Annotated in this window: 9 protein-coding genes; all 9 read right to left on the minus strand. The window is 58.4% G+C overall.

The features are described 5' to 3' along the window. Positions 1–4: 4 nt before the first annotated feature. Entirely contained in the window at positions 5–1,510 is a 1,506-nt protein-coding gene (locus EDC38_RS12235; protein WP_123638750.1) for a tryptophan halogenase family protein, read from the minus strand. 93 nt (positions 1,511–1,603) lie between these two features. Then, entirely contained in the window at positions 1,604–4,669 is a 3,066-nt protein-coding gene (locus EDC38_RS12240; RefSeq protein ID WP_123638751.1) for a TonB-dependent receptor, read from the minus strand. A gap of 141 nt (positions 4,670–4,810) precedes the next feature. Next, entirely contained in the window at positions 4,811–7,384 is a 2,574-nt protein-coding gene (locus EDC38_RS12245; RefSeq protein ID WP_123638752.1) for a family 20 glycosylhydrolase, read from the minus strand. Positions 7,385–7,508: 124 nt separating this feature from the next. Beyond that, a complete protein-coding gene (locus tag EDC38_RS12250; RefSeq protein WP_123638753.1) occupies positions 7,509–8,039 on the minus strand; it encodes a cytochrome b in 531 nt (176 codons plus the stop codon). Next, positions 8,039–9,061: a catalase family peroxidase gene (locus tag EDC38_RS12255; RefSeq protein ID WP_123638754.1), complete on the minus strand. Its 1,023-nt coding sequence runs from the start codon at positions 9,059–9,061 to the stop codon at positions 8,039–8,041. The genes EDC38_RS12250 and EDC38_RS12255 overlap by 1 nt, the downstream gene beginning before the upstream one ends. A 139-nt stretch (positions 9,062–9,200) precedes the next feature. Further along, positions 9,201–10,658, minus strand: a complete 1,458-nt coding sequence (locus tag EDC38_RS12260; RefSeq protein ID WP_123638755.1) for a phospholipase D family protein — start codon at positions 10,656–10,658, stop codon at positions 9,201–9,203. 32 nt (positions 10,659–10,690) lie between these two features. After that, entirely contained in the window at positions 10,691–12,061 is a 1,371-nt protein-coding gene (gene glmU / locus EDC38_RS12265) for a bifunctional UDP-N-acetylglucosamine diphosphorylase/glucosamine-1-phosphate N-acetyltransferase GlmU (protein ID WP_123638756.1), read from the minus strand. A gap of 127 nt (positions 12,062–12,188) precedes the next feature. After that, entirely contained in the window at positions 12,189–12,620 is a 432-nt protein-coding gene (locus EDC38_RS12270) for a F0F1 ATP synthase subunit epsilon (protein ID WP_024461765.1), read from the minus strand. Positions 12,621–12,674: 54 nt separating this feature from the next. Next, the gene (gene atpD / locus EDC38_RS12275) at positions 12,675–14,060 is read right to left on the minus strand and encodes a F0F1 ATP synthase subunit beta (protein ID WP_024461766.1); all 1,386 of its coding nucleotides are present in this window, start codon (positions 14,058–14,060) and stop codon (positions 12,675–12,677) included. Positions 14,061–14,143: the final 83 nt, after the last annotated feature.

Consider the following 14,143-nt stretch of genomic DNA (forward strand, 5'->3'; position numbering starts at 1 on the left):
TGGGTCAGCCGGTGCGGTTCAGCGATTGCAGATAATCGTTGTGGGTTTGCGCCTGGGCGACCGCGTCGGCCACTGACTGACGCATTGCTATCAGAGCGTCCTTCAGGTACTGAAAGTCGAGACGATCCACTCCCGGGTGATAACGCTCGGGCAACAACCCCAGTCCGGAATAAATCGCCAACCAGCTCGCGGGGCCAAAAATTTCAGCGCGATAGCGAAGCAGCTCACCTTGCGCCCGGAATGCCTCCACCTTCTCCCGCAGGGTGTCCGGTATTGGCATGGCGCGGCAACGCTCCCAGAAGGGTGAATCCGTTCGACCGTTCAGTTTGTAATGCAGGATGATGAAGTCCCTGACCCGTTCGTACTCCAGTGCGGTGTCTTCATTGAAACGGTCTATGTCGGCCTGTGTGTACCAGGGCTTTTGAAATGCCCGACGAATCTTGTGGATGGCGGTTTCCACCAAGGCAATACTGGTGCTTTCCAGAGGCTCCAGAAAACCCGCTGACAGACCGACCGCTATACAATTCCGGTTCCAGGCACGCCGACGTCGACCGGCCGTGAATCGAAAGGGTTTAGGGTCGTTCAAAAGCGGACCGTCTATATGATCAACCAGCGTTGAAGTGGCCTCGTCATCGCTAACCTGGTCGCTGCAGTATACATAGCCGTTTCCCTGTCGCGTTTGCAAAGGAATTCGCCACTGCCATCCGGCAGTCTGGGCGCGGCTGACCGTGTAGGGTGGTGCCTCACCGAACCGTTCACTTTGAACCGCCACGGCCCGATCACAGTGCAACCATTCACTCCAGTCGCAGTAACCGGTGTTCAGGGTCTGCTCGATCAACAGCGCACGGAAGCCGGAACAGTCGATAAACAGGTCCCCACCGACAAGGTTACCCGAATCCAGGTACAGGGCCTCGATATTGCCGGTTTCGGGATGCTGTTTGACCGACTCGATTCTGGCGTCCAGCCTCTCTACGCCATGACGCTCGGCGTAATCCCTCATCAGGCGTCCGAAGGCCGCCGCATCAAAATGCAGCGCCCAATCAAATACCGACAATTCGGATGGAGGTTGGAGAGAAGGAGGCGTAAAGCGGTGGTGGCGAGCCAACTGCAACCCCAGAGAGTAATCCGCCAACTCAGAGGTATCACCGCGCTGACGAAGCTTCAGCCAATAGTGGTGAAAATCGATGCCGTTGGCTTTTTGTCCGAACACACCAAAAGGGTGAATGAAGTCACTACCGGGTTCTCGCCACTGTTCAAACTGAATGCCGAGTTTGACGGTGGCTTGCGTCGCGCGCATCACCTCTTTATCGGTCATGCCAAGATCCGCATAAAACTGGCGCAAGGTTGGAATGGTTGCCTCCCCGACACCCACGGTTCCAATATCCGAGGATTCCACCAGGGTTATTCGGATGTCCGTTTTACGGAAGTGCCGGGCCAGACGGGCCGCCGTCATCCAGCCAGCCGTACCCCCACCGACAATAACCAGTTGCTTGAGTGTATGCCGGATCACCGAAACCTCCTCAACGGAAAAAACCGCCACGATCACTCGCGGCGGCGCAACGATCGGGCCTCCATGCCCTTACTGAGTCAGATGACGCCCAACTTAAAATGTGTAACGCGCACCCAGAGCCCAGCGAGCCTCGTAGATATTCTGGAAGGCTTTCTGGTCTTCGAATTCCAGGTAGGTCTGCTGGAATTCCTCGGTGATATTGGAACCATTCACGTACAACGCCAACTCATCGGTCACATCCCAGGTCACGTTCAGGTCGAGCTGACCGTAATCATCCTGGTACAGCGCCTGCTCGGCCAACGCCGGGCCGCCGACACTGATCAGGCGGGGCGAGCGGAAGTTGTAGGCCAGGCGGGCTGACAGATAGTTGTTTTCAAACCAGCCGACAATGTTGTAAGTGTCCTCGGAGTTATTGACGAACGGCAGTTCTTTGCCTTCTACACCAACCGCGTCTTGCGAACTCTCAGACAAAGTATAGTTGACATCAAAGCCGAAGTTTTCGAGTGCACCGCCGGTGAAATCACCAAAGGCCACTTTTGCGGCAAGCTCCAGACCATTGACCTTACCACCCGTGCCCTGAACCGGCGCGGTGAACTCCCAGGGACCGCGGCGAATGCCATCGGCATCGGGCTCATCAATCACCACGGTACCGCTCTGGACAAAACTGTCAATTTCAATCTGGAACAGGGTTGCGCTCAGCACCGAGGCATCACCGGCATACCATTCCGCTGACAGGTCGTAGTTTTTGGCCCGTGTCGGATCCAGCTCCGGGTTACCACTCAGAGAACCACCGGTCACTCGCATGCACTGGCAGTCGTCATTGAATACTCGTCCGACACTCTTCGCACCACCCCAGGTCAATAGATCCAGCGGTTGCATCGTCTCGCCATAACCCAAGCGGAACTTGAGGGTATCGGTGGCATCCCAGGCGACGTTCAGGCTGGGCAGGACGTCAGTGTAACTGCGGCGGGTGACGACATCGCCAATATCATAGCTAACCCCCGAGTGCGGCACACCGCCACCAACTTCGTTCTGAACCACGGTCAGATCGGTTTCAACGACTTTGACACCCAAGTTACCCGTGATGTCATCGCCCACAGCGAAGTTGGCCTGTGCGAAATAACTGAATTCATCCAGACCGACACTATAGGACTGACCTGGCTGAGGGAACCGAACCTGTTCACCGAAAACACTCTCCTGATACGCCAGAGTATCGTCGAGTGCTCGGGGATCCACGGCCCAGACACCGGGTACACCAGAAACCGGACCCAGGTCATCTACCCAGACAACGTCGTTGTACTGATCGATCGCGATCGGGGGAATCAGGGTGTAATTTTCGAAGACCTGATTGCCATCGTCGTCCAGTACCGGGTCGCCGTTCTCGTCAACCAGGAACTCACCCTGCTGTTTATCCGGGTCACATTCACTGGTACCGGCGAACTGGTCCACCGCCTTCCACTGGGCCTGACATCCGGTATCATCAAACTCCGCGAAGTAGGAGAACACTTCGTGTTCCACTTTTCGTTCGCTTTGACGCAGACCGAAATCAACACTGGTGATGAAAGGACTGTCGGAGAACTCATAGTTCCAGCGGGTGCTGAAGGTGTTCATTTCACCTTCATCATTGGTGTTGTTTTCCGAAGACATGGCGCCCACATGATAGGCTCGTGGATCCGCCATATAGTCGGCAACACTCATTTCCCCAAGGCCGCCACTGACGGTCTGGTCAAAGCCGGTGAATACCGGATGCTCGCCCGATGCATCGTAGCCAATCAGGAAGTCGGTATCCTCAATGCTGTTGGGGGAGTACTGAACAAAGCAGCCACCATCTTCACCGACCGCGGTGCCAGGCACGGCGTTGTCCCCAGTACAGTCACCCGCCGGTCGCAGGCCACCAGGTCCGGTGACCAGTGTGCCCTGATCGATGCTCATCAGGTCACCTTCCACATAACCGTGGCGCATCTTCGCCTCGGCAGTGGCTCGCGTAACCCGGACCTGACCGGTCAGTGCGCCTCCGTTATCAAAATTCAATTCAGCGCTGCTGTTGTTGGACTCTTCCTCGTTGTAGTTCACCTGACTGAACGACTGCAACCGGTAGGGTCTGGCTTCAAAAGCGTTTACCGTGCCCCACTCCTGGCCGTTGTAATCGAAGCGGTCGCGAACCAGACTGCCTTCCTGAGCAAACGCGTAGTTATTGAAGGTCTGCCAGCGGTTGTTGTGAGACATGCCGGCCCGGCGGTTCCAGCGATCCTGCTTGCTGTAAAAGTGATCAACCACCAGCTCAACCCCTTCGGACAGTTGAGCCTGGAAGGACAGGTTCAGTCCGTCGCGTTGGCGTTCTTCAACCTTGTTGAACGCAGCAAAACCCTGGGGTACCACATGGTAAATATCCTGATTCACCGGTGGTGCGCCCCAAGTGTAATTGTTGTTCGCCGCACCGATACCGCCGTTTTCAGAGGTATCAAAGTAACCGTTGTAGTCAGTCGCCAGGTTCTTCTCGGTGGTCACCGCGCTGACCAGAAAGCCAACGTTGTCATTGTTCCACCCAATCAGACCGCTGACCGTGGGATCGGTCTCCTCGCTGATGGAGCCGCGATCCACTTCGACCGACGCCGATGCGGTAAAGCCGTTATCAAGATCAAACGGGCGGCGGGTTTTCAGATCCACGGTGCCGGAAATACCCAGGGTGCTCAGGGTTGCCAGCGGGGATTTGTAAACATCAGCGCCGGAGAACAGCTGGGAGGGCAAGTCACCAAAGTCGGCGCCGGAGGAGTCGATGGTGGTGGCACTCAGAAAGGTTTCGCCGTTGAGCGAGGTGGCGACATTGGCCAGCCCGCGAATCTGGACCGGACCACCTTCACCGGCGGTGCGCTCCACCTGAATACCGGGAATCCGCTGGAGGGAGTCGGCGATGGTGACATCCGGCAGCTTGCCGATATCTTCGGCGGAAATGGCATCTACGACCGAGGCCGCATCGCGTTTGGTGTTCACCGCGTTGAGCTGGGAGGCGTACACGCCGGTGACCACAATTTCTTCCAGCATGGGCTCATCCTGAGCCTGCACCAATGCGGGTGCGATCAGCAGTGATGAAATGCTGGATGCGAGCAGGGTTTTTCTGAACCCCCTGGGTTTATTGAATGCTTTGCTGCGAGTTTCCATGACGACCTCCTAACGGATCTTATGTTGTTTTGATGGACGTTGTTGGTACTACTGTTTTCTAGCCTATGCTCTTTTTACGCCCGATGGGACAACGTTGTCAAACACTTTTTTGTAAAAAGTTGTTCCGGTACCACCCGCCGGTCAATCCAGGCGGGTCGAACGACTGGCGTTGTTGTCCAGACGGGTGCGCAACATCACCGGTGCCTGCTCGGCCGATACCGGCGCCTGGAAGGCTTGCCAGTCCAGGCTATTGGTGCTGACTTCGACCGTCAGGCCGGGCAGGGCGGTGTTCACCTGCAATTGGCCGTTTTCCCACCGAGCACCCGGAGGGGCCAGATACGCCTGGACACCGGCTTCGGCGAGGCGCGGTAATTCGCGTTCCGCCAGGGTTCGGGCGAACACCGCAAATTCCCGGGCGCGAGCCTCGGCACTGGAAGAGTCCCCTTCCCATTCGGCTCTGTGCCAAGCGCGCTCGGCCAAGGCGAGCAGGCGGGGGTAGACCATGCGCTCGAGCTGCTCCGGGGTACGGATGGTTTCGGTCCAGACCTGGCCCTGAATGCCGAGGATGTTGTCCGGTTGTTTCAGGGGCGGCAGGGCGCGCCCCACTAGCGCCTCGAGGTTGTCGATGGGCGCGCCATTGCGGGTGGTGTCGGCGTTGGCGTAGAGGTGTTCGGGCATGTATCCGAACACTTTGCGGGTATCGGTGTACCGGGTGGCCCAGTAGTAGCCACGCTCTTCGGGGTGTGCCTCGTATGGATGATCGAAATAGAGGTGAGTACCGTGGGAGAGCACCACCTCATAGCCGGCGTTCGCCAGGCGGTAGGCCCGGTCGGCCACACCCCATTCCCAGATGTTATCCCAGGCGTTGGCGATGACCCGATCGTTGTCAAACTGGCTCCGATTGAAAGGGTTATTCGCGTCATACATCAGACCGTCTTCCCAGCCGGCGAGGGCCAGGCCCCGCTTTTTCGCCAGCGCGGCAACGCGGCTGACAAAGTAGGGCTTCAGATCTGCAACACCGGCAATGCCTTCGCGTTCGGCAATCAGATCCCGACAGGCCGGGGAGGCAGTCCAGGAGCCTTTGCCCACCTCATCGCCTCCCATATGGAAGATGTTCAGCTTGAGTCCGGCATCACGGTACATCTGCTGCAGCTCGTACATCACCTTGTCCACAAAGGCATAGCTGGAGTCCAGGCAGACGTCGATGGAGTTGTCGGTGTAGTTCTGCACGGTCATGTAGTCCGAGGTGTCCTCGGGGTGAGACAGCAGGTACTGACGGGCGGCCTCCGGTTGCTCCGTGGCCATCAAACGGCGGTAACGGGCGTCCATGGACTTGATGGCCGCCCGGGCATGACCGGGCATATCGATTTCGGGGATAACTTCAATGTGCCTTGCGGCGGCGTACTCGAGAATCTCAATAAAATCGTCCCGGGTGTAATAGCCATTGCCACTACCACTTTTATGCGGCCCGGTGCCCAGTTGGGTGAGCAGACAGTCGGTCTCTTCCGGATCAAAGCAGCGTTCACCTCCCACCTCGGTCAATTCGGGCAGGCCGGGGATTTCCAGGCGCCAGCCTTCGTCCTCGGTCAGGTGCAAATGCAGCTTGTTGAGTTTGTAGCGGCCCATCTGTTCGATCAGGCGCAGGGTCACGGCCTGGCCGTGGAAGTTGCGGCCCATGTCGTAGTGCATCCCCCGCCAACCGGCGCGGGGCGCATCGAGCACGGTGAGATTGGGCAGGGTGACCGAATCGCTGTCCATGGTCGCCGGCAAGAGTTTCAATAAACTCTGAAGACCGTAGAAGGCACCGGCATTGTCCCGACCGGTAATGCGGATCTGGTCGTCGTCGATTTCCAGCCGGTAGCTTTCCGCCTGTTCCGGCAGATCGGTATCCTCAGACGCCACCCTCAGGCTGATTCTGGGGCCCGAGACCGACTCATGGTCCGCCGCACGCGGGAATTCAGCATCGAACAGCGTCGAGAGCTGCTCCGCCAGGTAGTCAGCCTCTGAGCTCAGACGACCGGCGTAGTGAATGGTCCAGTCCGGCGAGAGAGTCGCGCTGCCCCAATGGGTTTCCAGTGACAGCGGCTTGGGAATGATGCGCTGGCGCACCGCCTGATCGGACACCCGCTGCGAGTGGATGGCCCGGTTGCGTTCGTAGCGGCGCTCGGCGGTGGCAATCGGCACCTGATCCTGGGCCGAGCGACGCTGCTGGGCCTCCCGGTCGAATACATCGACAAAGCGGCTCATGTCTTCGGTGTCGGTATTGGCAAACACCACGGGTTCGCTACCCGGGCGATGAATAAAGGCGCGGGGCATAAAATCGGTATAGGCCGCCATGGCCGAGGAGGGTTCATAGAACAGCTCCAGGGACTCTCCCGGGGCGAGGCCCGGGAAGTCCTCGGTCGGCGCAACCCGGTGTAAATCCCCCTGGACATGGGTCAAATGCAGGCCGGACACGGTGGTGTCACTCACCCGACGCACCGAGTGGAAATACAACCGCCAGTCACCGGTGCCCTCCGGCAGTGCCACGTCGGAACGGTTGTGCAGCCGGATTCGCGCTTCCGGGCCATCTTCTCCGATGTTGCTGACCACGGCAAAACGCCATTCGGTCTGGGCCGCAAATGCCTTCAATTGGGCGTCGCTGAGTGGTTGGGCAAGGCTGCCCACACTGGCAAAAAGCGCGACTGACAGGAGCAGGACGGTACGTACTATCATTATTGATCTCCACTTGGGGCATGGTCCAAGGTGGAGCATAGCTTACAACGGACAACGTTGTCTAATCGTTTAACACATTCAACCGATTACCGGGCTCAAATACTGAACATTAGAAGCGGTTGCCCTAACGGCCGATCATGGACCGCAATACCCCATCCCGCCGGATGAGGCCATGTTGGAGGGCGGCGCCAATATGCAGGAAGATCAGTGTCATAAAGCCCCAGGCAAACCATCCATGTAGGGTCCGCAGTAACCCGTAGGTTGCCAGGTCGGTTTCGATCAACGCGGGCAGGGTAAATCCCTCAAAAAAGGTGATCGGCCGTCCAGCGGCGTTTTGCATCAGGTACCCGCTCACCGGCAGGGCAAACATCGCGGCGTAAAGGGCCACATGGCTGGACTTCGCGGCCCACACCTGCCAACTGGGTAAAGACCCGGGCAAGGCGGGGGTGCGGCTGCCCAGGCGCACGATCAATCGGATCACAGCCAGAACCAGGGCCAACAGACCGAAGGATTTGTGCAAGAGCAATAACGTCGGCTGCCAGGGTTCCAGGCTGCGTACCAACGTCAGGCCCGCCAACAACATGGCAAACAACAACAGAGCCATTGCCCAGTGGAGCAGCCGGGCCGCGCCGGTATAGTGAGTAGGCCGATCCATTAGTGTGATGCCTCGTTAGCGTGTTGCCAGGTTTCATAGGCTCGCCGCCGATAAGATTCAGCGTAAGCGGCAGAGCGAGCCCGGAGAATTTTGTCCGCCGTGGGTACTATCCCGGTGGGCAGAACCAGCGGGTCGAAGTTGATGTCGTTGCACTGGCCGGAGGATTGTGGCTGTGCGTCGGTAATCATCAACTGACCGGCGGTATGCGCCTGCCGGTCCTCGGGCCAGGGGATGGTGGGATCGGCTTCGTCGTCCGACGGCTGGGCGAACGAAAATATCAGATCAAACACGACCGGGCCCGATGCCAGCCGGTGGAAGAACTCATTTTGTAGCGCATCTTCACCCTCAAGGGTCGATACGTCAGGCATTTCCGACAAACCATGGGGTTGGGCGCGCCAGCGCACGGCCTGTCGATGCCCCTCTTCATCCACCAGATAAAAGGCATTGATACTGTGGTAGGTTTCGGCCGCGAAGCTACCGGTCGGTTCGTACTCGGACGCCCAGGCGCGGAAGGCGGCACTTTCCGGGTGCGCCGCAAAAAACGCCTGAATGGTTCCATCCCCCAGCGCCTGTAGTTGCCGATAGAAATCCTGCGGGTTGCGCACCGCCATGACCGGAGGCGTGTTCATCGCCGTTCGCCACACCTGCCCGTCCGCGCCTTCAAGACTGATGGCCAGGCTGCGTACAGGCGCCTTGAGGTCGGGCGCCGAGGGATTGTTGCCGGCAATGGAAATCCGCCCATTGAACGGGGTACGGCCGCTGGCGAGCAGATCGGCCTGGGTAAAAGGAGCCAGGGCGCCAGAGCTGACCCACTCTCCGGTAATGCAAAAGCCTTTTGCATGGGCTCGACGAAACCCATGATGAATTTTGTCGCCTTGCTGAAGGTCCACAAATTGCCCCGCATCCACCCGCTTACCGGGTAACCCGAAAGCGGCCAGGTAAAACAGCGCCCCAAGGACCGTCATAATCAGTAAGACCGCGGCGTACCGGCCCAGCATGGATGAGAAGGGAGGAAGAGACATCTATCTGGCACCACCTTTGTAAGCCCTCATTGTCCAGGCTTCGCCAGGCAGAGGAATTGGGTTCCGGGAAATATACGAAAGCCTATGCTAAAAAGGCCACTGACATCCCAACTATCGTCGATTGATTCGGTGCGCCGGCTTAAAAGGTACTCAGCCCCGAAGCCTCCATGGTTCGGTACAGTAGTCGGGGCCACAGACTTTCATCGGCGTAGGCAGCGTAATCCAGGCTGTACTGCTTTCCGGATCGGTTATGCCAGCGGTCGTCAAACCATTGCGCGGCTGCGGTTAACGGCTCAGAGTCGGAAGATCCCCGCAGTACAACGCTGGTTTCGAGATTCAGGTCGTGCAGGTTGCGGCGAGTGAAATTGGTGGAGCCCAACAACATCCGTGCCCGACTTCGGCTATCTTGATGCATCAGCCATTTGGAGTGGCATTGCTCTCCGTGTGTGTCACACCACCGTACCTGTACTCCGGCGTTGACCAGCTCGTGGGCGACGGGGCGGTTGGGCACGCCATTTTTTTCGCGCCCGAAGGCGTCTTTGTTGGGGTCGAGCAACACCCGCACCTTAACGCCGCGCTGTGCGGCCTCCTGCAGAGCCCGAACCAGGTGTCGGTCCGATAAATAGAACATTGCCAGGTCCAACCGCTCCCCCGCGGCTGCGCCATTGATGATGTCCAGAGCGGCTCGCTCGACGGCACGCTCGGTCACCACCTGGACCGACAGGGCAGAACCGGCGACTTCACCCTCAGGTCGATCCAGGGACGGCCTGGGCTCGGGTCCGCCAGAGAAGGTAAGAACGGCGGCTTCACTGTCGAGCAGGTCCCACGCCGCCGGACCACCGAAGCGCAACGCGACATTGCCGTGGGCGCTGCTTCCATCGTGGGGGTTGGCCGATGTGACCAGGGCCGTCAGCTCGTTGTCCTGATCGGCGATAATCAGTTTTCGATGGTTGGCTTTGAAGTTGATCAACGCCAGGTAACTGCGTAGAGACACCCGACCCTCCCCAAAGGGATTGGGTAGCGTATCCGTTGCGGTGTTTCCCCAGGGTTGAATAAAGGGGCGCCAGAATGCGGAGTAGAGGGGATTGCTGTCGCGCAGCCTGGTGAGGTCGGTCAGGGTCACCGAGATACCGGCGGTTTCCAACCGTTGGAAGTGAGAGGAGGGCAGGCCACCGTACAAGGTATTCAGGGGATCACTGATCACCAGAATCTGAATCTCTGGGTGACGGCGTTTTTGGGCGATAAGCCGGTCGGTCAGCTCGTCAGACAGCGCCCGGTGAGTGTCGCTCAACTGCCCCTGGTAGGCATTGAACAGAAACATGTCCACAAGAATGAACCGTTCTGCCTGAGCGACCAGACGAAATACCTCGTCAAAAATGCGCTGCTCGGTCTGTCGTTCACCCTGTTTATCGATATAGGTCCGATCGGCCAGAAACTGGACCCGCGTCGCCCCTCGGGCGGGCGCTTCCATGCTGATGCCCTCGGGAAGCGGCCTGAAAGCGCCGTACAGGCCCACCGTCAGAACCACAATCAACAGCAGCCCGAAAATGCTGCGAAGTGGGTGACGAATGATCGCCCCCGGTACCCATTTAGCCATTGATATTGCGTCCTTTCCGGTGACTCTTTGAGTCAGTCTTTTTTACTCGGTCTCTGCCAGCCCTGAATGTTACGCTGGCGGCCGCGGGCAATCGCCAGTTCCTCATCGGGAACGTCTTTGGTGATGATCGACCCCGCACCCACCGTTGTGTTCTTGCCCAACTTGACCGGCGCCACCAGCGCGCTGTTGGAACCGATAAAAGCATTGTCCCCGATTTCCGTGAGGAATTTGTTGACCCCGTCGTAGTTACAGGTAATCGTTCCGGCGCCGACATTCACACAGGAACCGACCTTGCTGTCGCCGATGTAGCTCAGATGGTTGACCTTACTGCCTTCGCCTATGGTCGCTTTCTTGATTTCCACAAAGTTGCCGACCTTGGCGCCATCGGCCAGTAAGGTGCCCGGGCGCAGACGCGCAAAGGGCCCGATGGCGCAATGGCTGGATACCCGTGCGCCCTCAATCACCGAGTTGGCTTTGACTTCAGTGCCCGCGCCGATCACGCAGTCTTTCAGGTAGCAGTTGGGTTCAAGGTGCACGCCATCTTCCAGCATGACCTCGCCTTCAAACACGCAGTTCACATCAATGACCACATCCCGCCCGACAGTCAGCCGGCCACGGCAGTCAAATCGAGCCGGGTCCATCAGGGTGACCCCTTTGACCATCAACTCTTCCGCCTGACGACTCTGGTAGTAACGTTCGAGGGCCGCCTGCTGCTGACGATTGTTGATGCCTTCCACCTCTTCCGGTGTGTCCGGCTGAGCCACATGAATGCCCAGGCCACTTTGGCGCGCCATGGCAATAATGTCGGTCAGGTAGTACTCACCCTGGGCGTTATCGTTACTCAGTGCCGGCAGCCACTCGCGCAGGTGTTTGGCTTTAGCAGCCATGATCCCGGTGTTGATTTCAGTGATCCGGCGCTGCTCGTCGTTGGCGTCTTTGTATTCAACAATGGCCTCGACCTGGCCGGCGGCATCGCGCAGGATACGTCCGTAGGCTCCCGGGTCGGGAAGATTCACGGTCAGCAGGCCGATGGTGGTGTCGGTCACCGCCAGGGCCAGCTTTTCCAACGTCGTTGCCTGAGTCAGCGGCACATCACCGTAGAGAATCAGTACCGTCGCGTCGTCACGGAAGTGGGGCAGAGCCTGGAGCACCGCGTGGCCGGTGCCCAGCTGTTCGGTCTGGGCCACAAAGCGGATATCGTCGGCCGCCATGCGGGCCTCGACCTGTTCGGCGCCATGGCCCACCACCACCAGGATCTGATCACTGCCCAGTGCCCGGGCGCTGTCGATCACATGCTGCACCAGGGGGCGGCCGCCCACGGGATGAAGCACCTTGGGCAGGTTCGAGCGCATCCGGGTGCCTTTACCGGCAGCGAGAATGACGATATCAAGGGGGGTGGTCATGCGGCGACTCCTTCAACAAACCGTTGATCAGGACAAATTAGGGGGAACAATCGTAGTGTGACGGACGTAAAAAAAGGGCGGCCGATCAGCCACCCTTTTCTGTTGCCAATGCCATGCACGGCGAGGCCTACTTGTTGCTGCCCAACTTCTTGCGAATGGACTGCAGAGTACGCAACTGAGCGGCGGCTTCCGCCAACTGCACCGCGGCCTTGGAGTAGTCGATCTCGCCAGACTGGTTGGTGAGCTCTTTCTGGGCGGTTTCTTTGGCTTCCTGGGCGGCTGCTTCATCCATATCATCAGCGCGCAGGGCGGTATCCGCCAACACGGTGACGTGGTAAGGCTGCACTTCCAGATAACCACCGGAAACGTAGTAAATCTCTTCCTCACCATTGTCCTTGACGATGCGCACCGGGCCCGGCTCAAGGCCGGTCAGCAAAGGAGCGTGACCATAGGTCACACCCAGGTCACCCAGGGTACCGGTGGCCACGATCATCTTCACCAACCCGGAGAAGATTTCCCGCTCTGCACTGACAATATCGCAGTGAACTGTCATAGCCATATTTCTGCCTCTAACGCTTCAGGGCCAGTGGCCCGGCAGTGCCGGGCCGGCGGGTTACTTTTTCTTGGCCTTGTTGGCTTTCTCGATGGCTTCTTCAATGGTACCAACCATGTAGAACGCCTGTTCCGGCAGATCATCGTACTCGCCGTCAAGAATGCCTTTAAAGCTGCGAATGGTGTCCTTGAGGGACACGTAAACGCCCGGAGAACCGGTGAATACTTCGGCCACGTGGAACGGCTGGGACAGGAAACGCTCGATTTTACGGGCCCGGGATACGGTCAGCTTGTCTTCTTCTGACAGCTCATCCATACCCAGAATAGCGATGATGTCCTTCAGCTCTTTATAGCGCTGCAGTACGGTCTGAACACCGCGAGCCACTTCATAGTGCTCCTGACCAATGATCAGCGGGTCCAGCTGACGAGAGGTGGAGTCCAGCGGATCAATGGCCGGGTAGATACCTTTAGAGGCAATGTCACGGCTCAATACTACGGTCGAATCCAGGTGAGCAAACGTAGTCGCCGGAGACGGGTCAGTCAGGTCATCCGCGGGTACATATACGGCCTGCACCGAGGTAATGGAGCCGGTCTTGGTGGAGGTAATACGCTCCTGCAGAACACCCATCTCTTCAGCCAGGGTCGGCTGATAACCTACCGCGGACGGCATACGACCCAGCAGCGCCGATACTTCGGTACCCGCCAGGGTGTAACGGTAGATGTTATCGATGAACAGCAGAACGTCCTTACCTTCGTCGCGGAACTTCTCCGCCATGGTCAGACCGGTCAGAGCAACACGCAGACGGTTACCCGGTGGCTCGTTCATCTGGCCGTAAACCATCGCTACCTTGTCTACAACCTTGGAGTCGGTCATTTCGTGGTAGAAGTCGTTACCTTCACGGGTACGCTCACCGACACCGGCGAATACCGACAGACCAGAGTGCTCTTTAGCGATGTTGTTGATCAGTTCCATCATGTTCACGGTCTTGCCCACACCGGCACCACCGAACAGACCAACCTTACCACCCTTGGCGAACGGGCATACCAGGTCGATCACCTTGATGCCGGTTTCCAGCAGCTCGTTGGACGCGGCCAGTTCTTCGTACGCCGGGGCATCGCGGTGAATCTGCATGCGCTCGTCTTCACCGATGGGGCCGGCTTCATCAATCGGATCGCCCAGGACGTTCATGATACGACCCAGGGTTTTGGTGCCCACCGGAACCTTGATCGGCTCCTTGGTGTTGCTCACATCCAGACCACGACGCAGACCTTCAGAGGAGCCCAGGGCAATGGTGCGTACCACGCCGTCGCCCAGTTGCTGCTGCACTTCCAGAGTCAGGTCTTGCTCGGTGACTTTCAGTGCATCATAGATTTGCGGCACGGCATCGCGCGGGAATTCCACGTCGATCACGGCGCCGATAATTTGTACGATACGTCCGCTACTCATTTCCGGTTCCTCTTGGTTTCAGATCCGGCCGACTGTCAGTGAATGACGAGGGCAGCCTGAGACTGAAGGTTTTAACTCAAAAA

Source organism: Marinimicrobium koreense, assembly GCF_003762925.1.
GTDB lineage: Bacteria > Pseudomonadota > Gammaproteobacteria > Pseudomonadales > Cellvibrionaceae > Marinimicrobium > Marinimicrobium koreense.